Consider the following 25,838-nt stretch of genomic DNA (forward strand, 5'->3'; position numbering starts at 1 on the left):
TCAGCAGAAAGGGCGCGAGGGCTACCTTCCTACTGACTTTTTAGAGATTACCGATATAGTATGTGTTTAGCCCGGGCTGATTTCGGTACTCTCTCGTAGGAAGCGTTCAACGGACGCGATATGAACAGGCAGCAGACCTCGGATACGATTCTCAGGGATGGGCTCCGCACCGGAGCCCATCCCGTTACTTCTGCTGTCACTACTGGTTGGTGGAGTCTGTGAACGCAGACGATTTCACCAAAGAAGAGCTCCTTTCTCGGCTTCTCCAACTTGAGCAACGAGTCGAAGAACTCGAACGGGAGAACAAGCGAAAGGACAAGAAAATCGATCAGAAGGACGAGCGGATAGAAGAACTCGAAACACGCCTTCGCAAATACGAAAATCCGCATACACCGCCCAGTAAGCGACGGTCGGGGACTGACGAGTCCCCGACCTCGCAGGACGACGAAGACGAGAATGTTCGAACCGATGGCGGTACTCCCGGACGGAAGGACGGTCACGACCCTGAGTGGCGTGCAACAGCAGATCCCGACAAAGAGATCGATGTCACCTGTGACTGTTGTCCCGAGTGTGGCGAACACTTCGACGAGTCGGTGGGCGTCAGCCCCCGACTCGTCGAGGAGGTTCCCGATCCACAGCCACCAGAAATCACCCGGTACAACCGTCACTACTACCAGTGCAGCTCTTGTGGAACAGAAACCGTTGCTACACACCCCGACTGCCCCGATGAGGGGCAGTTCGGGGTGAACGTCATCTCTCAAGCAGCACTTTCTCGGTACGATCACCGCCTCCCCTACCGGAAAATCGCTGACCGGTTCGAGCAACTGCATGGATTAGAACTCTCGGGCGCGTCCGCGTGGCACGCGACCGAGCGCGCTGCGCGCGCCGGTCGCTGCGAATACGAACAGATTCGAAGACAGATTCAGCAAGCAGAGATCGTTCACGTTGACGAAACCGGTATCAAACGCGAGGGTGAGCAGGCGTGGATTTGGACGTTTCGGACGAGCGAGCACACGCTATACGCCGTAAGGGAGAGTCGTGGAAGTGATGTTCCCGCGGAAGTCCTCGGCGAGGACTTCCCGGGAACGGTCATCTGCGATGGGTGGACGGCGTATCCAGCGTTCAGCAGTAACCTTCAGCGGTGCTGGGCACATCTTCTCCGAGAAGCTGAAGACGCTGCTAGTGACCACGAGGAGGCAGAACCCGTTTACCGGTATCTCAAGCAGATGTTCGTCGGTCTCCAGTCGTGGCTGGAGACCGACCCGAGTCTTCGTGAGAGAGCACAGATGCACCGCTCATGCCAGAACGGGCTTAGATCGCTCGTGGGGCGGTCAGTAACCGACGAACCAGTGGCAACACTACTCGGGAAAATCGAAGGAGGGATCGACCACTGGCTCACCTTCGTCGGTGAGCCAGCGGTCTCCCCGACGAACAACGCAGCTGAGAACGCACTTCGTGAACCAGTCGTTCTCCGGAAAATCATCGGGACACTCCGTAACGATCGAGGTATGTTCGTTCACGAGACGATCTTGTCCCTGCTGGCGACATGGCGCCAGCAGGGACGCAATCCCTACGAAGAACTTCGCCGAGTCGTCAACAACAATGAGATGATATCACGGGCTCACACTGAACCGGCTGTTGAGACTTCGGGGTAAACACGTACCCGATATAGAATCATTTCTCAGTAGTGGCGAAATCCACGTTATTGGTGGTCTGTACCTTCTTGTAGTCACTATCTGTGTTTTACTTGGGATCGCTCTTGGCATCATCAGTCGACGTCGGAAATCACCACTATGGGCAGAAAACCGTATCTGGGAGAACTATTTCAATAAGGTCGAAGACGATGAATTCCAATTGCGTGTTGTAACATCTGATGGCACCAAGATCGAGGGTCGGATCGATAAGTACGGAGAGTCTGCCGGAAAACGAGATATCACATTACGGAAACCTCGCACTGTCTCTATTACCGAGGACGGGGAGGTTCAGACTATTGAAAAGTGGACTGGGGCAGTCTATATCCACAATCAAGATATCTCATACGTGAAAATTGATGAGTTGCCGGACGCTGAGGAGGTTCTTGACGACGAAGAAGACGGCAAAGATGGTGAAGAGATTCAATTTGATGAACAGGGCCCTTCGGAAGAAGATATCAAAAGTGACCGGAACGAAGTCGCGGCATTTGCCGTCGAAGAGTCTGGTGAAAACGGATTTCTGTCCCGACTCGGGGATAAGCTTCGTCCATTTAGTACATCCTCATCAGAGGGGCAAACCGATGGCCGATCAACAGAAACAGAGACTGACGGTCACGCTCACCAAGGCTCTCGGTCGGATGATTCGAGTGAGGGTGATACGACGCGAGAGGAGAAGTCGACTCAACCGCGGAATTAAATATTTAGCTTGCTGTTCTTGGCCATTCTGGGGTATTTTTCGTAGACTGTCTCGAGGAGATTCCACAGATTCTGATCGTTGTAATCGTCTTTGATGTTCGAAAGTTGCTGCTCGTCGAACTCAAGTTGGCCTTCGTCGCGTGCCCGCTGTAGAGCGCGTTTGCCTTTGCTCGTTAGCTTGTATCGTTGCGTATCGTTCCCGAACGGCGACTTCGTCGTATCCCTCTCGACGAGTCCTTCTTCGACGAGCCAGTCGAGATCGTCGTATAACCGCTTCGAAAACGGACCGTATTTGTCCGGTCGGAATTGGTAAATGTCCTCCTCTTCGTGTATTTCGCGGTCGAAGAGGAAGACGAGTTTCTGGAATCGCGTGATTCCTTCTACCGGCTCCTCATCATTGGCTTCCAATAGCGCCAGTGGGAGGAGCGTCGGGTTCATGCTTCTATCTTTCCTCCACGCATATACGGCTCTTATGGAAAAGACACTTCGTTTGTGTGTAATAAAATGTACTGATATCTTGGAATAATTGTCGACAAGATCGTGGGCAGTCTGTGTCCGACATCCTCACTAAGTGATCACCTGCAGGACTAGATGAGATTGCCCTCGTCGTCCCAGGAACACGGTGTGGACGGGTGGCCGGGACGCCCGATGGCGCCGTACAGCGTTTCGTCGTATTCGGGTCCGTTGTCGGTGATCGCGTATCGATTTCGTCGCGGCGGGTAGCCCATCGTGAACCAGACGTCGACGCGTTCTGGCTCGCCGTTATCGGGATCAAACGTCGCCTCGTAGCGGCCGTATTCGTTCGTCACTGGGAGCTGGACGATCCGGTCCCGATCGGCTTCCGTGTAGTGGTCTGGGGTCTCCTCGCGCGGATAGGATTCGATCGTCAGTCGCTCCTCGAGCAGACGCTCATCAGCCGGATCGTCGATTGCAATGACGCCAGTCCACAGGTCAGTAGTAACGTTTCGAACAAGGAGTTCCGCCGGAGTGTCGCTTGTGAATGCTGTTTCCTCGAACGAAAGCGTTCGCGTCCGTCCCAGCCCCGCCCACGAGGTAGACGACTCGACGCGAGCCTCGTAGTAGGTGCCGTCCTTCCGGAGCGCGTCCACGGATCGGCCCGCGACCCGCTCGTACCGTAGTTCGTCTTCTACGAGGAAACTCGTGGTCTCATATGCGCCCTCCTCGAGCGCTGTATCGACCTCAGCTTTCACCGGGTCAGGGAGCCGGTCGTAGACGAGAACATTCTCGTGACACGGTTCATACGAGTCGCCCATATTTGCGAGACAGCCGGCAGCCCCCGCCAGAGTGGCCGTCGTCGCGGCGAGCAGCGCCCGTCGATTCATACGGAGGCCTGAGAGGCGAGCGATAAGTGTCTTCGGATGCTACTAGTCGGAACTGCCGTTGTAAGCTATCTCGCGGTGTACTCGAGTCAGCGGGCGACTTCACGACGACCTCTGGAGTTCGTCTTCGGCGTCTTGGACGGAGTTTTATCCTCTGTACTTACCGCAAAGGGGGGCTAATCCCATTCTGTTCTAAGGTTTCGGCAGAGCCGCTAGTTTGGATCGTAGGGGTTCGTCGCTGTGTCAAGTCGATAGACGTCCTCGACTGCGTCGAAGTCATCGTCGAATGCATACAGGTATCCAAGCCCCTCGGTTTGCATGTATGCGATAATACAGGCATCGACGAAGGAGAGAGGTTCGTGTTGACGGAAGTGGGCCTTCCCTGTTGCGAAGGCGTCGCTAGTGAGTGAATCGATATGGAAGCGGGCGTTTTCTTCGATTCGATCGAGGAGATCAACAGCTGCGCCTGGACCGGCATGGGTCGTGAGGCCATTGAGCGTCTCGGCGAGTACGTAGTCGACGACGACTGCTTCTGGAAGTGTTCCATCGTCGATGCCGTGGAGCACCGGGAGTGCGGCGTCATGTGAACTGTCTCGCTTGTACGTGGCTGCAAACAGGACCGACGTATCGATGAGTGCGCGGGGCATTTACTCGACGTCGATGCCCCAGGCGTCATGGTCTCTTGTTACATCGGTCGTCTCCTCACCGGCGTAGCCGTCGAAATCGGAGAACGTACCTGTTTCCTGTTGAATAACCTGAACTCGAATGCTTCCATCCTCCTCGAGGTGCCAGCGGAGGTGGTCGCCGTCGTCGATATCGAGTTCACGTCGAATGCGGGCAGGGATGTTTGCTTGATTCCCTGAGACCTTGCTTTCGGCGTCGATTCGGTCGCTGCTCATATCCCCTGATAGGTGACCAGCCCGGAAAAGTCTAGTGTGCAGCCACACTGCTCAGTGAACCGCCACGGGCACGGTGGCCCGTGGCTTCCCGTGGATTAGTCAGATACTCCCGCGACACCATCGGTCTGATAGCCTCGAACGGCGTCGTGGGTCACGGTCGGGGCGTTCACGGCCCCCGATGCCTGCCGTCGCACCTTCCGAACAACGGGAAGGCTGTTGAGAGCAGTCTGTTTTTGGTCGCTCGGGTCGCGGTCCTCGAGGATGCCTGCAAGTCGTTCCGGGAGGTCGTCGCGGTAGAGCAGGTACCTGCCCCAGTCACTCTGAGGATCGTCGACGTCGGCTTGATCGGCGAGCATTTCGTCCCGGTTGTCGATCGCTGGCGTGGTCGGCACGTAACAGAACTCACAGCCGTGACGACAGTCCGTCGCGACGGTGACGACGTGGTCTCAGATATTGAGGTGGTGGTCTTACTCGTTAGTCTGTCGAGGATCCATGTCCACAGGAGTCCTTTGTGCTCAGTGGCAGTCCCGGTCGTCGCATCCGATCGCCCTGTCAATGACCCTGGAAACGAGCTGGGAGCCCTTTCCGCTTTTTTGTCCCTTTTCTTTGGCCTTCTCGCGGCTCTCAGCACTCATACCGTTCTATACGAGGTATAATCCGAATAGTACTGCGCCAGCGTGGATGGCCACTAATCGGCGTGATCACTATTCATGGGCCTGTATAGCCGAGAACGAGATAGTGAAATTAGTCCTGAAGACGAGTGACGGTCCCAACGACAGGCTGGATCAGCGCTGCTCAGCACTGATCGCGGCCTCGGTCGCCGTCGCCAGCGCCTCGTAGTAGGGCTCGTGTGTCTCCACCCTGACAGCCTCGAGGAACTCCCCGGTCCACTGGCGGAGGTGTTCGTCGAGGAACTGTTCGCAGGCGTCGACCTCCCCGCGCTCGAGCAGGTGCGCGGCGAACTCGAGTTCGGTCGCGATGTGGTCGGGCAGGTCGGGCCAGTCCGGCTCGAGGCCCAGATCGTAGGCGCGATACCACTCGACGGCCGCGCGGGTCGTCGGCCCCAGCACGTCGCCGTCGTCGCGATAGACGCTCTCGTAGGGCGGACACGGTGGGTCACCGGGACCGACGAACAGCCGTGCGTGTTCCGTCCGAAGGCCCGTAACGTCCGTAGTTGCGGTCGAGGAGTCGACCTCCTCGAGCAGTTCGGTCGTCACCGCGTCGACCACGTCAGCGGTCGGTTGCCGCCAGCAGCGGGCCAGCATCGCGTAGCCGGTGGCCAGTTCCGCGGCCGCGGGTTCCGTTTCCGCCCGTTCGGAACGCACGCCACTCATCGGCGATCACCGTCCGTTCCGTCGGCGACGTAGCCGCCGTCCGCGACGGCCGCGTCTGGCGGTGTTTCCGCGTCGGGGTCGCTCGCCTCGTCTCGCGCGGCGGGCATGGGCTTGCGGCCGCCGGGCTGGACGGGCAGGAACCGCAGGCCGAGCGTGACGATCAGCGCACCGACAGCGACGATGCCGAGCGTCACCAGCAACTCGATCAGCGTCGGCGTGTAGCTGCCGACCGTCGCCCAGACGTCGGAGCCGATGCCCGTGTAGTCAGTACCGGTCGTAACACCGGGGGAGGCGTCGATGTTCAGGTCACGGTAGCCCGTGAAGATCAGGTACACCCCCTCGAAGAGGATGCCCACGATCGCCGCGACGCTGGCCGCGAAGACGACGCCCACCTTCCGCCGCCAGGACGGCACCGCAAGCAGGGCGATCGGCACCGCGCCGCCGACGACCGTCCACAGCCAGAAGTGGACCGTGTCGCCGACCAAAAAGGCGCTCGTGATCGACCAGAACTCGAAGTTCGCGGCCCACGCGTGGGGCAGCCGCTCGGCAGCCACCAGGTAGACGACGTGGACTGCGACGAAGATGCCGAGCACCTTCCCGAGTTCCGGCACCAGTTCGCGAGGCATCCGGAACCGCGTGACTCGGTCGACGACGATCGCCGTCACCAGCAACAGCGCCAGTCCAGACACCAGCGCCTTCATGATGAACATCGGCGCGACCAGCGGGTTGAACCAGTCGCCGCGGCCGATCTGGGTCGCGAAGATCCAGCCCGTCACCGAGTGCAACGCGATCGCCAGCGGCATCGCGACGGCGGCCGCCCAGAAGGCGAGCTTTCGGTCGCGCTCGCGGCCTGCGGGAGTATCCTCGACGCCGAACGCCAGTTGCGACCCCATCTTCGCGAGGTCGCGCCGGGTCAACAGCCAGAGGTAGCCCACGTTGAACAGCCCATAGAGGAGCACGATCCCGAAGTCCCAGACCATCGGTGACCGGAAGTCCGGCGAGGTCAGGAACCCGGTGACGCGACTCGGCTTGCCCAGGTCCGGCAGGATCAACAGCCCGGCGACGACGATACAGCCCAGGCTCACCAACACGCCCAGCGCCGCCAGACTGTCGTAGCGCTTCGAGTGGAAGAACTTCGGCGCACTCGAGATGATCAGGCCGCCGGCCGAGAGGCCGATGAAGAAGACGAACAGCATGATGTATAGCCCCCAGGAGAAGACGTTGTCCATGCCGGTGACGGCGAGTCCGCGGCTAAGCTGGTAGCCCCAAGCGGCGAGGCCCGCGACGATGACGATCCCCAGCAGAGCGAGCCACGCTTTCCCTCGGGTGCCGAACTGCGGGACGACGACACCGGAATCCCGTTGGGTGCTCATTCGCTCTCACCTCCGTCGGTTGCGACACCGTCAGGGTTGCCGACTTCCTTCTTCTCGGTCCCCTCGAGTTCGTTTCCGTGTCGCTTCCGACCGGGGGTCATGTCGCCACGAACGTAGTAGGTGTTGGGGTCGGTCTCTAGCTCCTCGAGGAGTTGATCCGTTTCGTACTTGTTGATGTACCGCGAGACGGTGCTTTCCTCGTCGTCGAGGTCGCCGAAGATCCGGGCGTCGGCTGGGCAAGCGACGGTACAGGCTGGATCGAGGTCCTCCTCGACCCGGTGGCTACAGAACGTACACTTCTCGACGACGCCCTGTTCGCGCTGCTCGACGTTGCCCGTGCCCTCGGCAGGGAGCGTCTCCGGCTCGTCGTAGTTGAACACCCGCGCGTTGTACGGACAGGCGCTCATGCAGTAGCGACAGCCCATGCACTTGTCGTAGTCGATCGCGACGATGCCGTCGTCGCGCTTGTAGGTCGCGTTGACCGGGCACACCTTTACGCAGGGTGCGTTCTCACAGTGCTGGCACGCCATCGGCAGGTGGTTCATCGAGAGTGTTCCGTCCCGGCCGTCTTCGGGGTACTTGCCCTCCGGCGTATCCATCGAATCCCCGCCCTCGGTGAGGATCCGGTTCCACTGCTGGTCAAGCGAGACGTTGTTCTCCTGGCTACAGCTCACGGCACAGGCGTGACAGCCGATACACCGCTCCAGATCGATTACCATTCCGTAGTTCGTCATTGTGCATCACCTTCGCTGGGGTAGTCGCCGAGCCAGTCGGCTGACTCGGGATCGGTGTACATGCTCGTGTCCACGTCGGGCGCGGGTTCGATCTCCGCACGGACGTCGTAGAACGCAAACGTCGGCGCGAGATCGTTGACTTCCATGTGGGTGAGGTCCTGCAAGCTTCCCTCGACGAAGTCCTCGGCCCACCAGCCCTGATCGATGTTGATCAGGCCCGGCTGCATGCCCTCGTTGTACTCGGCGCGCACGACGACCTCGCCGCGATCGTTGTAGACGCGGACGTAGTCGCCCTCGTCGATCCCGCGTTCCCGGGCATCGGACGGGTGGACGTCGAGGGTCGGCTCGGGGTTCATCTTCCGGACCATCGCGTTGTCGGCCCACTGGGAGTGAATCCGCCACTTCGAGTGCTTCTGCATGAACATCAGCGGATACTCGTCGGCGAGTTCGTGGTCGTCGGTGGTCCGGTCCTCGATCGGACGTGGGAGATCGAGGACCGTTCCCTCGTCTTCGACGGGCTGGTCCTCGTCGTAGATCTCGATGCGGCCGGTGTCCGTCGGGAACGGATCCTGGTACTTGATGACGTCCACGTCGATTCTGACGTTCCCCTTCTCGCGCAGTTCGTCGAAATCGAACCGGTCGTCGTTCGACGCGATCTCCTCCAGTTCGGCGCGCTTATCGTTCAGGAACAGGTCGTCGTATCCCAGCTTTTCCCCGAGGTCGTTGATGATGTAGTAGTCGTCACGGGCATCCCACAGCGGATCGTGGGCCTTGGTCCGATACGAGATGTGCGGATGCGACCCCCAGGCGTCGGTGATGTCCTCTCGCTCGAACCAGTGGGCCGCTGGCAGGAGAATGTCCGCGTGCTGGACCGTCGGGGTCCGGTGGATGTCGGCCATCGCGAACATGTCGACGTTCTCGAGCAGGTCCATCCAGCGCTGGCGATCCGGGAACTGGTTGACCAGCATGTTCGACTCCATCCCGTAGATCGCCTTGATCGGGTACGGCTCCCCGTTCTCGAGCGCGTCCGGAACCTCGTGCATCCGCAAGGATTGAGCGCCTTCGGCACCCTCGGGGCTCCCGTAGTCCCCGCTCGAGAGCGAAGCGCCCAACGGGTGCTGGGCGTGAATAGTGCCGGATTTCCCGTAGTCGCCGGTCAGCGCGAGCAGGATCGCGTACGTCTGCCCGAACACGTGACCGTACTTGTACCGGCCAAGCGCGTAGCTCGAGGCGATTCCGCCGGGACCTCGAGTTGCTAACCACCGAGCGGCGGTTCGAATGTCCTCCGCATCGAGTTCCGCGACGTCGGCGACGGCTTCGGGTGAATACTCCTGGACGTGGTCCTCGAGCAGCGTCAGCCCCGTCGTCGCTTCGATGCCGTCGACCTCGTACTGGCCGAACAGTTCGACGTCGGCGTAGGTATCGGGCTCGAGCGGAACCGGCTCGCCGGTTTCGGAGTGGACGCCGACGACGCGATCGTCGTCGCTACCGTCGATATCGCCCATCCGGAGCAGTTCCCCGGTATCGTCCCGGACGAGCGCGCCGGCGGTCGTTCGCTCCCGGAGGAACTCCGCGTCGTAGATCCCCTCGGTGAGCACCTCGTTGATCATTGCGAGCGCGAGGTGCGTGTCCTTCCCGGGCTTGATCGGCAGCCAGAGGTCGGCTTTCGCGGCCGTCGTCGTGTAGACGGGATCCACGACGACGAGTTTGGCCCCGCTTTCCATCGCATCCAGAACCTTCGAAGCGTCGTTCTGGAACTGGCTCGCCAGCAGGTCGGAGCCCCAGACGATGATCGTGTTCGCATTGACCCAGTCCTCGGACTCGTTCGTCGGGGGCAGGAAGTACCCGTACCCGGTAACGCGGTTGAATCCGATACCGACGTTGGAGTCGATCGACCACCCCTGCTGGGTGCCGCCGAACATCGACGCAAGTCGGCCGAAGATCGTCGTCCCCATTCCGTTATCGCCGGACCCCGTGTGGAAGAAAACGCTCTCGGGGCCGTATTCCTCACGAACCCGGAGCATCTCCTCCGCGACGTAGTCGAGTGCCTCGTCCCAGGACACCTGTTCGAACTCGGCACCCTCGCCCCGACCCTCGGGGTTCGGATCGCCTGGCGACCAGTCGCTACGCACCATCGGGTACTTCAGCCGTTTCGGGCTGTAGACCCGCTGGACGTGGGACTGACCCAGAAGACATCCACGCCGGTACTGCTCGTCGTCGGTCATCTGGGGTTCGACGAACTTGATCTGACCATCCCTGACGTGGACGTTGAGCGGGCACTTCCCGCGACAGTTCGGTGCACACGCCGTATTGAGGACCTGCGTTTCGTCGAACAACCCGTCGACGGATCCGCTCGTTGCGTCTCGAGTGAGCGAGTCGAGCGTTTGCTTGCCGCCGATCCCCAGCACCCCGGCGGCTGCTCCAGCCGAGAGCAATACGGACCGTCTGCTCACTCCTGATTCAGTCCGCTCTTCCTGCTTACTCATCGTCGTCACCCCCCTCGAGCGGCCGGTCGTCGACGCCGAACTCCTCGAGGACGGCGTCGTGATATTTCTCGTGGAACTCCGCTTCCGACATGCGACCCGCGCTGACCCGCACGGCGTCCCTGCTCATCTCCTTGCCGAGGTCCGTATCGTACGGACTCTCCTCGAGGAGGTCATCGGCCGTCTCCTCCCAGACCGCGGGATCGACGCCGGCGGCGTCCTCTTCGATCGGTTGCTCGTCGTCTGATGTTCCCATCGTCGGCTCACCGTTCGTGGATAGCGGTCCTCGGCCGGAACCCCCGGCGGCAAACAGTTCACACTTTTATATGAGGGTCGGTATCGGAACTGGATATCAGAGTTGGTTGTAATCACAGCTAGTGGCGGTCCAAGCCTGAACTGATGGGTCGAATCCGCTCGTGTGGGCCGGTTCGACCCATCAGTCGACGGTTGGAACGGTACTAGATTCGGGAACGACCGAAAGGACTAGTAGGCCCGACTACAATTTTGTTCCTATGGCCACCAGTTCGAATACTCCAAGCAACACGATCAGAGAGTCAGATACACGTGATATTCCCGAAAGTCGATCCTACGATGAGGAAGCGATTAAAGAATTAGACCAAGCGCTCGAGGAGGCCCTCGAAGCTGCCGAAAATGCAGATCACGAGTACTTGACTCACCTATTGGAATGCGAACTCTCGTCACTCTATTACGAACAAAAACTCGGAGTCTAATACGTCGATCAGTCGCCAATCTTTTTGTGTATTCACTAACAAGTAGCTTTCATGACGGGTTTGGATCCAGAGAAGCTCGAGACCGTGAAAGAACTACTTCTGGAACACCGCGGCCGAGACAATCCAATCTCCTCCAGAGAGATCAATGAGGTAATCGAAGTCGATAGTGTCGGCTCGTTTCCGAAAACGCGAAAATATGTCCGTCAGGTACTCTACGAAGAGGAGATTCCAGTTGCTTCCGGCAGCAACGGGTACTACGTGATCGAGGATCAAGACGAACTCGAAGAGGAAATCAGTAGCATTGACCGCCGAATCGGGATATTGCTGAACGGCGTGTTGCCGTTCGTCGAGCTGCGATCAACTGGAGTGACGAAATAGAAGGAATCAACGTCGACGATATCTAGCCTATATGTTTGAGACAACCGATATCGAGAAAAGATTACTCGACAGACTCCCCCATCGTATATCCCGAGCAAATTGGATCGAAGAAATGCGACCCGAGGTCAGAGCCCTGACTAGTGGGTCGCTAGTTGGCGTCGAAAACGCGGAAGGTGCGTTCATAGATGGGCACTACTTTGCATCGTTCTTGGCGGCAACAGCCACTATTGAGCAAATCCTTCGCGAGCAACTCCCGGACAGTTCCGACTACTATTACTTCTCTACAATCGTTACTGAAGCAGAGGAACAGGACCTTCTCGGCTCGGAGGCTGCTGCTCGGTTTTCAGATCTCCACGAGCTTCGAAACGCCCACGTCCACTATCGCGGTGAGAAAGGGCCGAGTGACCCCGCAGAGAGTATGCTCGAGCGCTCGACGGGAGCTAACGAACGCCCCAAGCGGATTGTGAAGGAGGATGCAGAACTTGCCCTCCAGTGCCTCTACGAAGTTCTAGAGATCGCCAAAAAGGACATTCCTGATGGAGCACTGCCTGGTGAGAAGTGACGGCTGGTACCCACAGAGAAGGTCTGTGTGGGGATTGGGGAGGTTATCCGGCGCTGTACTCGAGTCCAGCGGGCGGCTTCACGACGATCTCGGTTTGGGGTTCGTCTTCGGCCTCCTGGATCACGTGCTCGACGGACTCCTTGTTCGCGGGGAGATCGCGCTCGCGTTCGGCGACCATGAATACGAACGAGCGGCGGAGGTACGGCACCTTCTTTCGGTACTTGCGCAGTTGGGAGAGCAAGCGTTCGCGGCTGTTGTAGTTGCCCGCGAGTTTGACCTCGGTGAGGTAGTTGCGATCGTCGTGGGCGTGGCTGACGAGCAGGTCGATACTACTGCGGCCGAACGTGGCTTCTTGCGTGATCTCGTACGGGAGGTCCGCGAGTTCGTACTGGAGCGCCTGGTAGCATTCTGAGCTGATCCAGCGTTCCCTGACGGCGCGGCCGTCCCTGTAGCCGGCACAGGGAGAGATCGTGAGGTCTTCTAAAGTGTGGCGAATGCAGGTCGTCGCTCGTTCGGGCCCGTTGGATTCGAACTCGTCGCGGAGGAACTCGACGAGGTCCTCGTAGGTGAGCTCGCCGTCATCGATCGAGCGTTTCAGTGAGTTGCGGAGGCGGTCGACGAAGGCGGTTTTGTTGCCGTCGTACTCGGTGACCTGTGGGCAGTGGGTGCGGCGCAGAGAGCGGAGTTCGGCGACCGTCAGTGTCCGGAGGATCTGTTTGAGTGGGCCCGCTCGAGGCATCTTGGTTGTGGGTGGTTGTGGTTGGAAAAAGTAGGTGTCGGAATGGGGTGGGCAGGACTGTCTTGAGATGGGTCGAAGTATATTTTCAGAAGAAAAACAGAGAAATGGCTCTGGTCTATTCTTCAATTCCAGAAAGCCTGACTAAACTGAGGGTCGACATAGTGATCTCAATCCGGCGATCGGTTTCAATCCCACAAGGGTTCGTCTGAAACCGCGTTCACGCCCTGAAGGTCCCGAATCGGGTCTTCGCTTCAATCCCACAAGGGTTCGTCTGAAACCGAGCAACTGCAACTCGAGTACCGCGACGCCGAGCTTCAATCCCACAAGGGTTCGTCTGAAACTCTGGTCGTCTTGGCTAATCGGAACGTCGCCCTTCTTGGCTTCAATCCCACAAGGGTTCGTCTGAAACAATTACTCACGAAAACGAGGTTCCAGGGGGCCGAGCTTCAATCCCACAAGGGTTCGTCTGAAACGCGGAGGTTCCGCTGGAGTGGACGTCGATCGAGGTACTTCAATCCCACAAGGGTTCGTCTGAAACAGGTCTCGGGGAGTTCCTCGAGCGGGGCCTCGTCAGGGCTTCAATCCCACAAGGGTTCGTCTGAAACGATCAGGATCCAGCCGCCGTCGCTTCGCGGCTCGCTTCAATCCCACAAGGGTTCGTCTGAAACCCTGCTCGGGGGCTCCGGAGTCGTAGAGGTAAAGGTCGCTTCAATCCCACAAGGGTTCGTCTGAAACGCCGTTCTCCATCCGCCGTGTACGGCGTACTCGAGCTTCAATCCCACAAGGGTTCGTCTGAAACGCGCGCTGTTGGTCGCCCAGTACATCGGCGTCGAACTGCTTCAATCCCACAAGGGTTCGTCTGAAACTGCTCCGACTCTCCCGGCCCGTCGCCGTCGTCGACGCTTCAATCCCACAAGGGTTCGTCTGAAACGAGCACGCCCCGACGGGTGCCGGGGGACTTGCGCGCTTCAATCCCACAAGGGTTCGTCTGAAACGCAGGCGTCGAGGGTGGCGAGGCCGTGCGCGGGCTCGCTTCAATCCCACAAGGGTTCGTCTGAAACACGCGGATCTATCTGCGAGTGTTCATCGTCGTCGATGCTTCAATCCCACAAGGGTTCGTCTGAAACAAAACGTTCAATCCGACTTACCCCGGCGGAGACGTGCTTCAATCCCACAAGGGTTCGTCTGAAACCGCCCCTGGTGTCGACCGCGCAGTGGGAGAGAACGCTTCAATCCCACAAGGGTTCGTCTGAAACAACGACAATCTGGCGCATCCAGTACGCTACTTCCGAGCTTCAATCCCACAAGGGTTCGTCTGAAACGTTCATGGAGTCGAACGCGCACTACGACCGGCGTGCGCTTCAATCCCACAAGGGTTCGTCTGAAACGCACGGCCAACTGAGCGCACGCATCGTCGAAGAGGGGCTTCAATCCCACAAGGGTTCGTCTGAAACCCGCCCCCGAAATCAGGACGTGCGCGCCGTCTTCGAGGCTTCAATCCCACAAGGGTTCGTCTGAAACACAGGCACATGAGCACGAGACAAGGATCGGCGTCGCTTCAATCCCACAAGGGTTCGTCTGAAACAGGCCGTCGCCGTCATCCATCCGACGCACAACGAGCTTCAATCCCACAAGGGTTCGTCTGAAACTCCCGACGACGAGGAGGTGACCGCCTAATGGCGAGCTTCAATCCCACAAGGGTTCGTCTGAAACCCACCGACATTCTGGTGGACGAGCGAATAATACGGGCGATTTCACAAAGTCATTTCCATCGACCCTCAATTCCCCTTCTACCCCCAGGGGGTCGATGGAATTTGCATGTACTACAAGCTAATTTCCATCAGGTGAACCGACTGCCTGGTTCTTGACTCGCACCGAACGTGGTAAAATCAAAAGCAGCAGGGCTCGTTGACTCAAAAACAACCACTGAATCTTCCGGTACTAGTTTCTCTTCAATTTCATTTTTCATTGATGTGACCTGTCCTTCCGTAAGTTCTCCAAAGAATACCGACTGCTGAACATGCTCCAACCTTCGCCGCAATAATTTTCGAAAGATATGAGTTCGGTCGCTAGAGACATCATAGACAACTATTACGTGCATTTCACCACCACCGTTCAGTTGCGTGGTAAGGTTCATCCGTTAATACATGCTTTTTCAGACTGTAAACATCAGTCTGGACCAGCGTTTTGAAACTTACCTTTCTATTCAAACGAGGGTGATCAATAGTCTTATCAAGAGTTTCCTCAAACTCTTCAAGGACGGTCATTCGTCCCTTTTCATCTAACAGACAGCCCTCGAGTTCTTCTTCAAAGTCATCAATAGACAATTGTTTTCGATTGACTAACCGGAATAGTAGCCGATCAGCTAGAATCGGCTTGAATATGTCTGCAATGTCGAGGGAGAGTGTGAATCGGCGTTCTCCAGGTTCATGAACAAAACCCACCGTCGGATCGAGCGCTGTCTTCCGAATGGCCGAAACACTGGTAGTATATACCATTCCATTCAGGAACGATATTACTGCATTTGCTTCATTTGTAGGAGGATTATATTTTCGCTGAGTTAGCGTAAATGGGCTACGAAGAATCCGGTCAAAACATCCGTAGTAGGTCTTTCGGGCACGTCCTTCGACCGAACGAAGTTCGTTAATATCTGTTGTCCCAGCAGCAGAATTTTTCAATTCCTCGAGATCCTCAAGTTCAGTTGAGAAATTGCCTTGTCGGTCATTGTAATATCGGAGATTCGCTCGCATATTGTGGATACTAGCTTCGATAATGGTCTGACCGATCTGAAGTCGCCGGTCTAGATTATCATATGCTCGAACTTGTTCAACGACGGTATTCCCCGACACCTGTCCTCGTTTCGGGAGGTAGGAACCACGATAGTAGTCTTTCCATCCAAATATGTGTAGAGGTACGTTGTGCTCATTCAACAGACCAAGTGCACGCGTATTGAAATCGATCTGTCCGTGCAAATACAATGTATCAATGGATTCAATGGGGAGGTATTCTGTCTCCCCGTCTAATGTATCGATCCGTAGTGTCCCTTCATTCCGCGATAACTCTCCATCAGCGAAAATATGGTGATTTGGTTTTGTCATAGTCACATCCAACAAATATCTTGGTACAGACAAGAGTCGCAGTATGCTTTCTTCTCCAATTCTGGGGGAGTATCCAGATCCACTACCTTCAGAATTCCAGTGATAGTCGATTCAACCTTTTCTATGGTTGAAGAGTTGAGTGTGATCGTTTCTCGTTTCCGTTCTGTGGGATATGCTAAGATACCATCTTTTTCGATGCCATATATTTCCTGTAAAAACCATAGATAAAATAATAACTGCATGCGGGCTGGTTCTTCTAATCTTGAGGATGCTTTGACTTCCATTATATCTCCTGAGCCGAGGACATCTAATTGAATCCGATTGTTGATCATAAAGGAATGGCGTTCATTTTGGTAACTAGTTTCGTCTATATGTGTTCCACGTTGGATGTTGGTAGTTTCACGGTCAATATCGATTCCTCGAGACATAAACCAGAGTTCGCGTTTACAAACATGGTAATACTGGACCATCAAGCCCGTAATCCTGACTTCTGGTTCCCTCTCAGGTTGTCGTTCATCCCTAGCGTATTTTTCAGCTAATTCACTTGTCATGAGAAGATAAAATGACAATTTGAGTTCAAGGCCATCAATTATTACCTGATATGATATTCACTTTCTAATACTTATTACTTGCTCTACCCACAGAGGAAATTGAGTATATTAAAGCGTAAATCGATTTGATACCGATTCAGTTGCTTGCTCCAATCCTCCTGCAGCGAAGCCATACTCGAGATCGCCATCTCCAGAGTATCGGAAGACCTGAACACCATCACTATCGCGCTCTTGATGGTCGATTCTAGAGAGTCGTGGTGATTCTTCGATAATGGATTTTGGAAGAGAGACCCGAAGAGCAGACGCGTTTTGAAGTCGAGCATAGCCATCAGGATCACCATTCATGAGAAGATTAGACATCTGCTCAATTTCTGCTCTTTCAGCATCTGTGAGTGCGACTAAGACGTCTAACGTTTGGGCCCCACTGATCAAGGATTGGCGACCGAGCCAACGAGCTTTAGCCGTATCAATGGCGTCTCGGAGTTCACCGCTCCAGAGCGATCTGCTGTCAAGCGCGTCAAAATATGCAGTTACGGCGTCTCGAGACAGCGTCACGTCAGCCACATCATCGGGATTCGGAATTTCGCTGAGCACCCTAGAGATAATCCTGAGATGATCTGGGACGCCAGCATCGGTTGCCCCCCGTTCGTAGACGTAATAGGCGGGCGGTTTCTTCGAAGGATCGTGTGGCGTTTCCTCGTCTGGATCAGCCAACATCCAGACGATTACTCGACCGCCGTTCTGTCCCCATTCATACGACCGATTACATCGGCCCGCAGCCTGAACGATACTATCTAATGGAGCGAGATCTCGAAAGACGGTCTCGAAACTGAGATCAACACCTGCTTCGATAGCCTGGGTTGATACGAGGATGAACGGCGTCTCACCGGTCGAAAAGCGGTCGGCGAGTTCGATCAGGATCCGTCTGTCGAACGGCCGATACCGAGAATTCAACGTGAGCAGGTATGCCGTAGGGTCGTTAGTTGATTCCTGTGTTTGATTTGGGGTAGCCAGATCGTCTCTCGGGGAAATTCCACTATCGAGACTGAGGCGTCCCACCACCTCATTGACGACTTGCTTCGGTGTGAGGTCTGGATTGATCGCATTCACGCCAGTCTCTTCTAGTACGGACTCAATTTCGCTGCCCAAGTGGGCGACACCAGGACGATTTTGAAGCTCATCTGTGAGTTCTCTCGAGCTGCTAATCGTGTTGCACACTGCTAGGGTCGATCCACCGGCGCCAGTGGCTTCGAGAATCCGATTGGCAGCCGTATCATATCCAACATGAGTCTCAGAAACCCCGATTTGACGACTTAATGCCGTTGGGTCAATCGTGTACCGAACGCGCTCAGCTTCTGCAAAGTACTCGTCACGGGGAGCCGGCGGCAGAGTCACCTCGTAAGCGGGCCCTTCTCGACATGCTGGACAAGTAGTGAGGTTGTGGTTCTGTCCAGCTGTCAACAGTGATTCCGTCTGCAGATTACGAACCAAACTAGGCTGAGTTGCGGTCATGGCGATGACTCGAGCATCGAATTCGTCGGTGAGGACCCCCAGCAGTCGCTCGACTCCATCCCACCAATCCTTTGGTAGTGCCTGGGGTTCGTCTAAGATGATAAGGCTCGAGTTGAGTGCTGAAAGCTTCAATCCTTGCCTGTTTGTCGGGCCAGTGAGACTCTCAAAGAGTTGGACGAATGTCGTCAGAATCGTCCCATCGCGCCACGCCTCCCCGAGTAGTTCAGCAGTCTCATCGTCATCGGTCACTGTTGTGTCCTTGTTCGCGTACTCGTCGCGATGAACAACGGTTTCACTGAGATAATGATGGACTGTCAGAGCTGATCGCTTTGGATCAGCACCCCAGAGATCTGGATCCTCGAAGAGTTCCCGTGTCTGTTCGATGATACTCGTATAGGGGAGTGCATAGATGATTGGCCTCGGTGTGGAACCATCATCAGCGGTAAGGAGATTCCGAGCCTCAAAAGCCGCTGACAAGCCGGTGAATGTCTTCCCCAGCCCCGTCGGAAGAGTGAGCGTCGCGATCTGCGAGTCACCGTTGTGCACCCACTCGTGTACGCCTCGAATAGCCTGTCGTCGAGCACGCTCACGTTCATCGTTCAACCGGGCTTCTAACTCACTTTCTGAGGGGTCGTCCCGGATATCCCTAATGTAGTTCTCGATGGTTTCACGGTCCAGAGTATCCAGATCGAATAACCAGTCCTCAGGAATGTCCATCGCATGGCTCTTATCTGCTAACGTGATGGCCGACCAGTACCGAAGAGTCCGGTCATAGAGCTTTCTGGGAAGTGCCCCTGAATCTGGGGTATAGCCACCGAGCGTTTGCTGTGCACTTATCTCTCGTAGCTCCGAGGCCACATTGCCGGTGACGGCCCACGAATAGAAGGACTCCCACTCGGCATCAGATAGCTGTGTTTCTGAGAGTAGTTCCAACGCTGCTTCAGGCCATTTCTCGTCGATGGCGTCCAGTTGGGCCTGGATCACGCCGTCTTGTTCTTCGAACGCACGGGCCAACGGTTCGGCAGTATACTGGGCAGCGTTAGGAAGGGCTTGGTGGTGCCGAGCAACCGCGAGAGTGGCTGCAAGACGGTCACGATCAGGTGCATCTAGCTCGCCCAGCACGTACCATGTTGCTAACGCCCCAAGGCGGGCATGTGTCGTTTCCTCGTCGGGACAGTCGACCGTTTCGTCAGGACGCACATAAGCCTGGAACTGTGGAGTAGCTTTGCCGAAGTCGTGTAGCACAGCAGCTGCACGGAGGTATTCCGCCGTATCATCACTCTCTCCGAACAACTGGACTGCTCGATCCGCTACGACCTGAGCGTGGGCAGTGAGTCGAAGATCCCCTTGGTCAGTGAGGTGGGCATCAGCGTAGGTGTTCGTCTCTTCGTCTCGGGCCGGGTGTGAAATGAGTGGAAGCCGCATAAATGGGGGTCAGATCAGCGGAATACGACGGTTCGTGATCCAACCGAAACAGGAACGGGATCTGCATCAGCCCGGATCTGGACCACATCATCGGCTTGATTCGTGTAAACGTAGTCGTCGAATCTCGTTGTTCGTCGACCGCCATCAACCCGTTCCATTACGGCCGGAGACCGTTCGGTACCGTAGGTTACACCGCCTTGTGGGATGGCATCCGAGAGCGATCCAGGAACGACAGAATCTATCTCGACGACGCCGTCAGTATCTACTCTACTCGGGGGGCGATCGATCTCGATATCCTCAATCGTTGCGAGGTATTCTGATTTCCCTAAACTAGGTGGATAAACAGCGGTCCCACTCTCGAGATGGTCTCGAAGCTCGTCATAGAACGCTTCGTCCTCCAGTGCTACATCGATTCGATACGCTGGATCGGCCAGCACCTCGTATGCGTGGAGTTGCCGATCTTTGGTCGTATCTTGGTAGGTGAGGTTGTACTCACTGTAGTAGTTTCCGACAGTCGTCGTTACATCTTGCCCGGGATCAGTTCCGAGGCCGACCGTTGGGATGTTTACGGTCCGGATGTCGGACAGCGGTGTAATTGCGATGGCAGCATTATCAGCGCCGAAGACATCGTAGTATGAATTTCGCTCGGCGCCAACGATGGCTGCCAGCATACCTGCGACGGTCGTCCGTGGTGGGACCCGGTACGTTTGCTTGGTAACGCTTCGGCCAACGCGCTTGAAATGACCCCAGGTGGACCTAACGGTGAACGACAGGCAGCGATCAGGGACCCCATCGTCGTCGATCTGTGGTGACATCTGCTGACTCACGTCCAGTATTCAGGCCACGAGATCTCGTTCTTCGATCACATCGATCCGGTGGACATGGTGTCCGTCCGACTCGAGGTAGTCAGCGAATGCATCGCCTTGTATCGTCTCGCCATCAATCTTGATGGTGAGACGGTCGTCGCCGACAGTATGGATCGTCTTGATACGGTCACTTACGGACTCGAGTGCGGCCACTAGGTCCGTCGCATCTACGACCACATCACGCACCGAGCGGAGCGACTCAGCGCTCTCCTCCCCGAGTTCGAGCATCTCATGAAGGCCACCGACGTGATAGTTCCCCTCCTCGTACTCAACACGGAGATAGAGCCGTGGTTCCTGGCCTAGCTTGGAGCGAGATGTCGTCTGATTCTTCAGCGCCCGCCAACAGAGTGTGTCGAGCCGTTCGACGTCTTCTTGGCTCAACTGCGTTGTTTCGGCCCCATTGTTGTCGACGAGCCCCCAGAACGGGAAGATGCCGTACTTGATCCGCTTATCGTCCAGATCGAAGCCGCCCTGTCGGTTCTCTTCTCCGGTCGAGATGACGCTCGTGAGCGAGTCGTACTCTTCGTTGACTTCGACCTCGTTCAGGGACTTCGAAGGGAGGAACTGGACTGGGCCCTGATAGTGATTCGGCAGTGCACTATTCAGCCCTTCTCGGAAAGCTTCGTCTTCCTCATCATCACTAGCCTCGAAGCTGAGAGTTGCTCCAAAGTACCGAACGTCAGTTGCGGCCTGTAGGAAGTCAGTCCCGAGATCTTCGACTTCCTCGATCTCTTCAGCATCACCGACCATATTCAGGACATCCTTGATCAGAGTCGTCCTGGTCTTTGATTCGCCGTCGACTTTCTTGACGTAGATATCGTATCCGTCATCAAGCAGCTGATCTCGAAGGTAACGCTTGAGTCGAACGTCAGTGATAATCCCCTGACCGGTATCCGGATCACGTCGAGGGCGATTGTCGCCGATCGGGTTGCCATTGGGGTTGCAGTCCTGTGCGTCGTAAACGAACAGCAGTTCGGAACGATTTGGTGTCGTCATTGGTATTCAGGTGGATGAGTTTAGTTGGCAGTTGATTCTACAGTGGCGGCCTCAGGACTCTCCGTCTCATCGCCGTCGTACATTTCGAAGGCAACCGGCATCGACCGTCGACCATGTGCATGGCCCAGCACATAGCAGAACTGGAGTTCACGCTTATCGATATCCCACTCCGTAGGGAGTGCCTCAGTTTCTTCCAGCAGTTGGTCGACGGTTTCTGGGAAGAGCAAGTCGCGGTCAAACGACCGGTCAGAGTCTTGGGCGTAGACTTTTGCCTTCTCTAGTGCAGTTGTGAGTGCATTCTCTAGCCCATGTTTCGTGAGCTGATCGCCCTTCGTCCCGGCATCAAGTGGACGGCCGACACCACGAACTGAATCTTGGTGCCAGCTAATCTGCCCAACAAGAACACCTGCAAGGGCAGCTGCTTTCCGCGTTGTCTCGTCGAACAGTGGCCGTTCGAGGAAGGCCTCGAGGCGTTGTTCGCGTATCGCTGCGATATCGCTCGTGTCGATGGGTTCTGAAGTCATGGTCTCTGTTGGTTCGATTGGCGTATCGATTCCCTCCAGCAGCCCCGCTCGTGAGAGTGTCTCGAGGTGAACGAGCTGCTGGACAACGATCTGGTGTGGTGGAAGCTCACCGTCCTCTGCAGCATCGGCATACCGCTGCAGATACTCTTCGAATAGTACCTTCACGTTGATTGGTGTTCCCGAGAGGAGTCGATGATCGACAATACGACGGAAGTCATCACCTTCTTCGTCATCTCGATAGGCGAACACAGCGTCCGTAAACTCGTGATTCGTAATCCGCATGAACGCCAACCGACGTTTCTGCATTGTATCTGTCCCGTCAAGGGTCAGCAGTGGCCACTTATCGAACGCCTGGAAGCCACCCTTCGATAGATCCAGTGTCGGACCTTCGACCGTTTCCCGGAACGCCTCTGAAAGGACGTTTGGCCAGTAGATCGATGCCGCTGGTTCTTCAGCGACAACGTTCTTATCATCGCTAATCGGCATCGAAACGGTATAGAACCGGAGTTCTTGCTCAGCCAGTTCCCGAATGGCTTCGTCCTCGTTCTCGGTGAGGTGGAATGTAACCTGGGACATCGGTGGATCAGCAGACTCGTCAACCTCACGATCAGCATCTACAGAAGCGATAGCCAGGTAGAGGGCATGGGCCTTCTCTCCAGTCATTTCACCGGCGAAGTACGGGAGCGCATATGTTTCCATTCCGCCATTTCGATAGACACAGCGCTCGATCAGATCCTGTCCCTTGGCGAACAGCATGGCCACGTCATCGCTGACTGGATAGTGCCGCCAAGATTCAGTCTGGAGAAGACCCGGCTGTGCATCAGGGTGTTTCACAGAAAAGACACCCAGTGGGCTCTCCGGTGTCCCAACGACACGGCCCTCTTCGCCAGTGACCACGCCTACGCCTTGTCCCTCAGAGGAGCCTTTGTCGATGTTTTTGTCGGCGGCATTGGCGGTTGCATATCGCTTCATGGCCTCTTCGAGAACACCGATTTCAGCAGGATAGAACCACTGCTGGTTGGTTGCGTTTGCTGACTCAACGTCCCTAGAATCGAGTTTGAGCCGAATTGTCATTACGTAGGGAAGGGACTCATCAGCCGGCAGGAGGTCGATAATATTCTCTTCCAGGGCTTCAAGCGTTTTCGAGTCTTTCTCAAAGACCTCTGCGAGCGTTTCGATGAGCCACCCATCAGGATGCCCATTCTCGCCAGTAAGGCTCTGGACACTGTCCTGTTCAGTCCACGAGCGGATTCGTCCCAAGATTGTACTGCTGACGCCCTCTGCGTCATTACCGTTCTTTGAGCCGATCTGCGTCAGGCTGTACTTGGCACCACGCCCAGAGGATTTGTGCGAGTAACCAAGCTTAGGAACGTCTTCCTCACGGAGTACATCTTGGTCCAGACCGACCACTGCTGGTGAATCCTCAGTTAGGTCTATCGAGATCGTCACGAGACGACCATCGTCTATGAACGGCTCAAGCTTACTGGGCGTCGTATAGAGGCCCCCGCCGCTTTCGACTACCGCGAGGACTCCATACAGGGCCATGACGTCCTCGAGACTCGCGGGCGGACGATCATGCCAATATTCGTCGAGAGCCGCTTGGAAATCTCCGGGGGTTGGATTATCACTCATGATGTATCTGCCCGTGGTGGATTCTGTTCCCGGAGGTTGAGGAACCCAAACCCGTGTTCACGACGTTGTCCGATCCCTGCATCTAGCGCTAGATTTAGGTGATACCGATGTGTTTCGTCCCGGACTCGATAGCCAAGCCGCCACTTCGAGAGGATGACTGTCCGATCAACAGCTGTGGCCGGTTGGAAGTGAATCGAGTATGTGACGTCGTCTTTGATCGGCTCGATTTGGTTAAACAGGGGTTCGTCTACTTCAGTCGGACCATCGTAGTATTCATCACCAAATTGCTCGTGAGTTCGCTGGAGCGATCGGCGGATTGTCGCTTGGAGGGGTTCCATTCCGTGCTTTGGTCTCCAGAAGAGCTTGGTCTCTGACTCGCCGGACTCTATTTCCGTGGTATCCAACCCATGTTCTTCCGCTAGCTGGCGGGTGAGTGCACAGAATACGCCCGTCCCAGTATCCATACGGCCAGTCGAGCCTGCTTCACCAACTTGGGGTGCATGGCCGGTGATATCCGCCACTTCAAAACGCATCTGCCCGACCTCGAACTCACGGTTCCGGCTAAAATGGGCAATGAGTTCATCCAAGAGGTCGCGACGCGGGGAAGCGATTCGGATATACCGACGATCACCCTCTTCAATTGGGCCCCACGGAAAGATATTCGAGAACGAAAAGCCGACCCCATGGTGTGTGTCATGGACCTCAGCGTATTCATCCGTGTTCTCGAGTGCACGCCAAATGCGGCCCCGGATTTTGTGATGTGCAGCAGTATCGTAGGCTGCATCCGCGACCGCATCCAGTGCGAGTTCGATACGCATCCGTCAGACCACCTGATTATTCCTACTGTTTAATGCCACGTTGATATCACTAAATTACTAACATATGAAACTATTGGGCCGAGGTTGGAATCGATTTCATCGCCGCGACTGCATTTCAATCCCACAAGGGTTCGTCTGAAACCTATTCTCGAGGTGGCGCTGATACCGGCGACCGCGAGGCTTCAATCCCACAAGGGTTCGTCTGAAACAGCGGCCGTTCGACCTTGTCCCCGAGGAAGAACTCGCTTCAATCCCACAAGGGTTCGTCTGAAACGGTCCCTGACCAGGTGGTGATGTGGACCGGCCACTCGCTTCAATCCCACAAGGGTTCGTCTGAAACTCTTGGCGTTGCACTCCGACTCGTCGTGCACGAACATGCTTCAATCCCACAAGGGTTCGTCTGAAACGACGTACAGCCGGTAGACCTCCTGTGGCCACTCGCCGCTTCAATCCCACAAGGGTTCGTCTGAAACCGACGAGGTCTTTGTCGATCGCCCGCTCGAGGCTGCTTCAATCCCACAAGGGTTCGTCTGAAACCTATACGTTTCCTCTATAGAATAGCCTTCATAGACGCTTCAATCCCACAAGGGTTCGTCTGAAACTCTTGGCGTTGCACTCCGACTCGTCGTGCACGAACATGCTTCAATCCCACAAGGGTTCGTCTGAAACCGCACTCGAGGCAGCCGGCCTGGACCCGAATCACGAGCTTCAATCCCACAAGGGTTCGTCTGAAACATGATGCCGACAAGCGTGTCCTCCGGTTCGTCGCCGCTTCAATCCCACAAGGGTTCGTCTGAAACGAGCCCCGTTCGATGGTCCGTCCTTCGAAACCGGAGCTTCAATCCCACAAGGGTTCGTCTGAAACCTTGATCGTTCCTTCGTCAACGTCTTCGCTCAGGTTGCTTCAATCCCACAAGGGTTCGTCTGAAACCGACCACGGCCTCGTGGAGCAGGTCGATCGAGGCAAGCTTCAATCCCACAAGGGTTCGTCTGAAACCGTGTCGATATCGTCGATGTTCTCGTCGCTCATGCGCTTCAATCCCACAAGGGTTCGTCTGAAACTCGGATGTTGGTTATAACATCATCAGCGGGAATTGCTTCAATCCCACAAGGGTTCGTCTGAAACACTCACCTTCGTCCCTCTAAGGAATTGATCGAACGTGCTTCAATCCCACAAGGGTTCGTCTGAAACAAGTCACGTCTGACGGCGTCACGGCGACCACCCCGCGCTTCAATCCCACAAGGGTTCGTCTGAAACACCCGTGCGGTCGCTCGCGTACGTCTTACTGACGTTGCTTCAATCCCACAAGGGTTCGTCTGAAACCGATAGAGCCCCGAATCCTCGTAGCCAGTTTCGCTCAGCTTCAATCCCACAAGGGTTCGTCTGAAACCCGACGACTATCACTCGAGTCGATCGGTTCGGTTGCGCTTCAATCCCACAAGGGTTCGTCTGAAA

Annotated in this window: 22 protein-coding genes, 2 pseudogenes and 2 CRISPR repeat arrays (1 of these 26 running past the window's edge); of the genes and pseudogenes, 4 read left to right on the top strand and 20 right to left on the bottom strand. The window is 56.2% G+C overall.

Annotated features, from left to right (window positions below; all coding sequences use genetic code 11):
• Nucleotides 1-218 precede the first annotated feature (218 nt).
• The gene (gene tnpC, locus CHINAEXTREME_RS20630) at nt 219-1,655 is read left to right on the top strand and encodes an IS66 family transposase (protein ID WP_029601814.1); all 1,437 of its coding nucleotides are present in this window, start codon (nt 219-221) and stop codon (nt 1,653-1,655) included.
• Nucleotides 1,639-2,388 carry a DUF6338 family protein gene (locus tag CHINAEXTREME_RS21645; protein ID WP_152423872.1) on the top strand — a complete coding sequence of 250 codons (750 nt, stop codon included), beginning with the start codon at nt 1,639-1,641 and terminating at the stop codon, nt 2,386-2,388. The genes tnpC and CHINAEXTREME_RS21645 overlap by 17 nt, the downstream gene beginning before the upstream one ends.
• On the opposite strand, the gene CHINAEXTREME_RS20635 is transcribed toward CHINAEXTREME_RS21645, so the two are convergent.
• The 11 genes and pseudogenes from CHINAEXTREME_RS20635 to CHINAEXTREME_RS20680 all read right to left on the bottom strand — a co-directional run bounded on the left by CHINAEXTREME_RS20635 (nt 2,385) and on the right by CHINAEXTREME_RS20680 (nt 10,806).
• Nucleotides 2,385-2,825 carry a helix-turn-helix transcriptional regulator gene (locus CHINAEXTREME_RS20635; protein ID WP_007139900.1) on the bottom strand — a complete coding sequence of 147 codons (441 nt, stop codon included), beginning with the start codon at nt 2,823-2,825 and terminating at the stop codon, nt 2,385-2,387. The two genes, CHINAEXTREME_RS21645 and CHINAEXTREME_RS20635, sit on opposite strands and share 4 nt — an antisense overlap.
• 149 nt (nt 2,826-2,974) lie before the next feature.
• Nucleotides 2,975-3,730: a hypothetical protein gene (locus CHINAEXTREME_RS20640; RefSeq protein ID WP_010546899.1), complete on the bottom strand. Its 756-nt coding sequence runs from the start codon at nt 3,728-3,730 to the stop codon at nt 2,975-2,977.
• Nucleotides 3,731-3,939: 209 nt separating this feature from the next.
• Nucleotides 3,940-4,374 carry a PIN domain-containing protein gene (locus CHINAEXTREME_RS20645; RefSeq protein ID WP_007139898.1) on the bottom strand — a complete coding sequence of 145 codons (435 nt, stop codon included), beginning with the start codon at nt 4,372-4,374 and terminating at the stop codon, nt 3,940-3,942.
• Complete coding sequence (locus CHINAEXTREME_RS20650) at nt 4,375-4,626, bottom strand: AbrB/MazE/SpoVT family DNA-binding domain-containing protein (RefSeq protein WP_007139897.1); 252 nt, start codon at nt 4,624-4,626, stop codon at nt 4,375-4,377.
• A 95-nt stretch (nt 4,627-4,721) separates the two neighbouring features.
• Nucleotides 4,722-4,865: pseudogene (locus CHINAEXTREME_RS22520) on the bottom strand (radical SAM protein); the annotation flags it as partial.
• A pseudogene (locus CHINAEXTREME_RS22575) lies at nt 4,851-5,072 on the bottom strand (SPL family radical SAM protein); the annotation flags it as partial. The pseudogenes CHINAEXTREME_RS22575 and CHINAEXTREME_RS22520, both read right to left, overlap by 15 nt.
• A 339-nt stretch (nt 5,073-5,411) precedes the next feature.
• Nucleotides 5,412-5,960: a TorD/DmsD family molecular chaperone gene (locus CHINAEXTREME_RS20660; RefSeq protein ID WP_007139895.1), complete on the bottom strand. Its 549-nt coding sequence runs from the start codon at nt 5,958-5,960 to the stop codon at nt 5,412-5,414.
• A complete protein-coding gene (nrfD, locus tag CHINAEXTREME_RS20665) occupies nt 5,957-7,333 on the bottom strand; it encodes an NrfD/PsrC family molybdoenzyme membrane anchor subunit (RefSeq protein ID WP_076738795.1) in 1,377 nt (458 codons plus the stop codon). Before nrfD ends, CHINAEXTREME_RS20660 begins: the two co-directional genes overlap by 4 nt.
• Complete coding sequence (gene dsrO, locus CHINAEXTREME_RS20670; RefSeq protein WP_007139893.1) at nt 7,330-8,067, bottom strand: sulfate reduction electron transfer complex DsrMKJOP subunit DsrO; 738 nt, start codon at nt 8,065-8,067, stop codon at nt 7,330-7,332. Before dsrO ends, nrfD begins: the two co-directional genes overlap by 4 nt.
• The gene (locus CHINAEXTREME_RS20675; protein WP_029601779.1) at nt 8,064-10,553 is read right to left on the bottom strand and encodes a molybdopterin-dependent oxidoreductase; all 2,490 of its coding nucleotides are present in this window, start codon (nt 10,551-10,553) and stop codon (nt 8,064-8,066) included. Before CHINAEXTREME_RS20675 ends, dsrO begins: the two co-directional genes overlap by 4 nt.
• Nucleotides 10,546-10,806 carry a 4Fe-4S ferredoxin N-terminal domain-containing protein gene (locus tag CHINAEXTREME_RS20680; protein ID WP_010546869.1) on the bottom strand — a complete coding sequence of 87 codons (261 nt, stop codon included), beginning with the start codon at nt 10,804-10,806 and terminating at the stop codon, nt 10,546-10,548. Before CHINAEXTREME_RS20680 ends, CHINAEXTREME_RS20675 begins: the two co-directional genes overlap by 8 nt.
• 526 nt (nt 10,807-11,332) lie before the next feature.
• On the opposite strand from CHINAEXTREME_RS20680, the gene CHINAEXTREME_RS20685 reads away from it, so the two are divergent.
• Both CHINAEXTREME_RS20685 and CHINAEXTREME_RS20690 read left to right on the top strand, forming a co-directional pair.
• A complete protein-coding gene (locus tag CHINAEXTREME_RS20685; RefSeq protein ID WP_007143033.1) occupies nt 11,333-11,659 on the top strand; it encodes a hypothetical protein in 327 nt (108 codons plus the stop codon).
• A 112-nt stretch (nt 11,660-11,771) separates the two neighbouring features.
• Nucleotides 11,772-12,221: a hypothetical protein gene (locus CHINAEXTREME_RS20690; protein WP_007143034.1), complete on the top strand. Its 450-nt coding sequence runs from the start codon at nt 11,772-11,774 to the stop codon at nt 12,219-12,221.
• A gap of 43 nt (nt 12,222-12,264) precedes the next feature.
• On the opposite strand, the gene CHINAEXTREME_RS20695 is transcribed toward CHINAEXTREME_RS20690, so the two are convergent.
• From CHINAEXTREME_RS20695 to CHINAEXTREME_RS20735, 9 genes are all read right to left on the bottom strand, one after another.
• Nucleotides 12,265-12,960 carry a hypothetical protein gene (locus CHINAEXTREME_RS20695; protein WP_007143035.1) on the bottom strand — a complete coding sequence of 232 codons (696 nt, stop codon included), beginning with the start codon at nt 12,958-12,960 and terminating at the stop codon, nt 12,265-12,267.
• Between the two features lie 182 nt (nt 12,961-13,142).
• A CRISPR array of direct repeats spans nt 13,143-14,673; the repeat unit is 30 nt; unit sequence GCTTCAATCCCACAAGGGTTCGTCTGAAAC.
• 127 nt (nt 14,674-14,800) lie between these two features.
• Complete coding sequence (gene cas2 / locus CHINAEXTREME_RS20700; protein ID WP_238593415.1) at nt 14,801-15,097, bottom strand: CRISPR-associated endonuclease Cas2; 297 nt, start codon at nt 15,095-15,097, stop codon at nt 14,801-14,803.
• The gene (cas1b, locus tag CHINAEXTREME_RS20705) at nt 15,063-16,058 is read right to left on the bottom strand and encodes a type I-B CRISPR-associated endonuclease Cas1b (protein ID WP_007143037.1); all 996 of its coding nucleotides are present in this window, start codon (nt 16,056-16,058) and stop codon (nt 15,063-15,065) included. The genes cas2 and cas1b overlap by 35 nt, the downstream gene beginning before the upstream one ends.
• A gap of 2 nt (nt 16,059-16,060) precedes the next feature.
• Nucleotides 16,061-16,609, bottom strand: a complete 549-nt coding sequence (gene cas4, locus CHINAEXTREME_RS20710; protein ID WP_007143038.1) for a CRISPR-associated protein Cas4 — start codon at nt 16,607-16,609, stop codon at nt 16,061-16,063.
• Between the two features lie 108 nt (nt 16,610-16,717).
• Nucleotides 16,718-19,546, bottom strand: coding sequence for a CRISPR-associated endonuclease Cas3'' (locus tag CHINAEXTREME_RS20715; protein ID WP_076738796.1), 2,829 nt, complete (start codon nt 19,544-19,546; stop codon nt 16,718-16,720).
• A 14-nt stretch (nt 19,547-19,560) separates the two neighbouring features.
• Nucleotides 19,561-20,361 carry a type I-B CRISPR-associated protein Cas5b gene (gene cas5b / locus CHINAEXTREME_RS20720; RefSeq protein ID WP_007143040.1) on the bottom strand — a complete coding sequence of 267 codons (801 nt, stop codon included), beginning with the start codon at nt 20,359-20,361 and terminating at the stop codon, nt 19,561-19,563.
• A gap of 21 nt (nt 20,362-20,382) precedes the next feature.
• A complete protein-coding gene (gene cas7b / locus CHINAEXTREME_RS20725) occupies nt 20,383-21,408 on the bottom strand; it encodes a type I-B CRISPR-associated protein Cas7/Csh2 (RefSeq protein WP_007143041.1) in 1,026 nt (341 codons plus the stop codon).
• Between the two features lie 20 nt (nt 21,409-21,428).
• Nucleotides 21,429-23,564, bottom strand: a complete 2,136-nt coding sequence (gene cas8b / locus CHINAEXTREME_RS20730; RefSeq protein ID WP_238593416.1) for a type I-B CRISPR-associated protein Cas8b/Csh1 — start codon at nt 23,562-23,564, stop codon at nt 21,429-21,431.
• Nucleotides 23,561-24,382 (bottom strand): CRISPR-associated endoribonuclease Cas6, encoded by an 822-nt coding sequence (locus CHINAEXTREME_RS20735; RefSeq protein ID WP_007143043.1) that lies wholly within the window; start codon nt 24,380-24,382, stop codon nt 23,561-23,563. Before CHINAEXTREME_RS20735 ends, cas8b begins: the two co-directional genes overlap by 4 nt.
• A gap of 112 nt (nt 24,383-24,494) precedes the next feature.
• A CRISPR array of direct repeats spans nt 24,495-25,838; the repeat unit is 30 nt; unit sequence GCTTCAATCCCACAAGGGTTCGTCTGAAAC (it continues 2,227 nt past the right edge of the window).

It is taken from the genome of Halobiforma lacisalsi AJ5, from assembly GCF_000226975.2.
GTDB classification, from domain to species: Archaea; Halobacteriota; Halobacteria; order Halobacteriales; family Natrialbaceae; genus Natronobacterium; species Natronobacterium lacisalsi.

Bases quoted from the DNA above. Each gene is read 5' to 3' on its own strand.
- CHINAEXTREME_RS20635 (WP_007139900.1), bottom strand. From the start codon at position 2,825: ATGAACCCGACGCTCCTCCCACTGGCGCTATTGGAAGCCAATGATGAG.
- CHINAEXTREME_RS20640 (WP_010546899.1), bottom strand. From the start codon at position 3,730: ATGAATCGACGGGCGCTGCTCGCCGCGACGACGGCCACTCTGGCGGGG.
- CHINAEXTREME_RS20645 (WP_007139898.1), bottom strand. From the start codon at position 4,374: ATGCCCCGCGCACTCATCGATACGTCGGTCCTGTTTGCAGCCACGTAC.
- CHINAEXTREME_RS20650 (WP_007139897.1), bottom strand. From the start codon at position 4,626: ATGAGCAGCGACCGAATCGACGCCGAAAGCAAGGTCTCAGGGAATCAA.
- CHINAEXTREME_RS20660 (WP_007139895.1), bottom strand. From the start codon at position 5,960: ATGAGTGGCGTGCGTTCCGAACGGGCGGAAACGGAACCCGCGGCCGCG.
- nrfD (WP_076738795.1), bottom strand. From the start codon at position 7,333: ATGAGCACCCAACGGGATTCCGGTGTCGTCGTCCCGCAGTTCGGCACC.
- dsrO (WP_007139893.1), bottom strand. From the start codon at position 8,067: ATGACGAACTACGGAATGGTAATCGATCTGGAGCGGTGTATCGGCTGT.
- CHINAEXTREME_RS20675 (WP_029601779.1), bottom strand. From the start codon at position 10,553: ATGAGTAAGCAGGAAGAGCGGACTGAATCAGGAGTGAGCAGACGGTCC.
- CHINAEXTREME_RS20680 (WP_010546869.1), bottom strand. From the start codon at position 10,806: ATGGGAACATCAGACGACGAGCAACCGATCGAAGAGGACGCCGCCGGC.
- CHINAEXTREME_RS20685 (WP_007143033.1), top strand. From the start codon at position 11,333: ATGACGGGTTTGGATCCAGAGAAGCTCGAGACCGTGAAAGAACTACTT.
- CHINAEXTREME_RS20690 (WP_007143034.1), top strand. From the start codon at position 11,772: ATGCGACCCGAGGTCAGAGCCCTGACTAGTGGGTCGCTAGTTGGCGTC.
- CHINAEXTREME_RS20695 (WP_007143035.1), bottom strand. From the start codon at position 12,960: ATGCCTCGAGCGGGCCCACTCAAACAGATCCTCCGGACACTGACGGTC.
- cas2 (WP_238593415.1), bottom strand. From the start codon at position 15,097: ATGAACCTTACCACGCAACTGAACGGTGGTGGTGAAATGCACGTAATA.
- cas1b (WP_007143037.1), bottom strand. From the start codon at position 16,058: ATGACAAAACCAAATCACCATATTTTCGCTGATGGAGAGTTATCGCGG.
- cas4 (WP_007143038.1), bottom strand. From the start codon at position 16,609: ATGACAAGTGAATTAGCTGAAAAATACGCTAGGGATGAACGACAACCT.
- CHINAEXTREME_RS20715 (WP_076738796.1), bottom strand. From the start codon at position 19,546: ATGCGGCTTCCACTCATTTCACACCCGGCCCGAGACGAAGAGACGAAC.
- cas5b (WP_007143040.1), bottom strand. From the start codon at position 20,361: ATGTCACCACAGATCGACGACGATGGGGTCCCTGATCGCTGCCTGTCG.
- cas7b (WP_007143041.1), bottom strand. From the start codon at position 21,408: ATGACGACACCAAATCGTTCCGAACTGCTGTTCGTTTACGACGCACAG.
- cas8b (WP_238593416.1), bottom strand. From the start codon at position 23,564: ATGAGTGATAATCCAACCCCCGGAGATTTCCAAGCGGCTCTCGACGAA.
- CHINAEXTREME_RS20735 (WP_007143043.1), bottom strand. From the start codon at position 24,382: ATGCGTATCGAACTCGCACTGGATGCGGTCGCGGATGCAGCCTACGAT.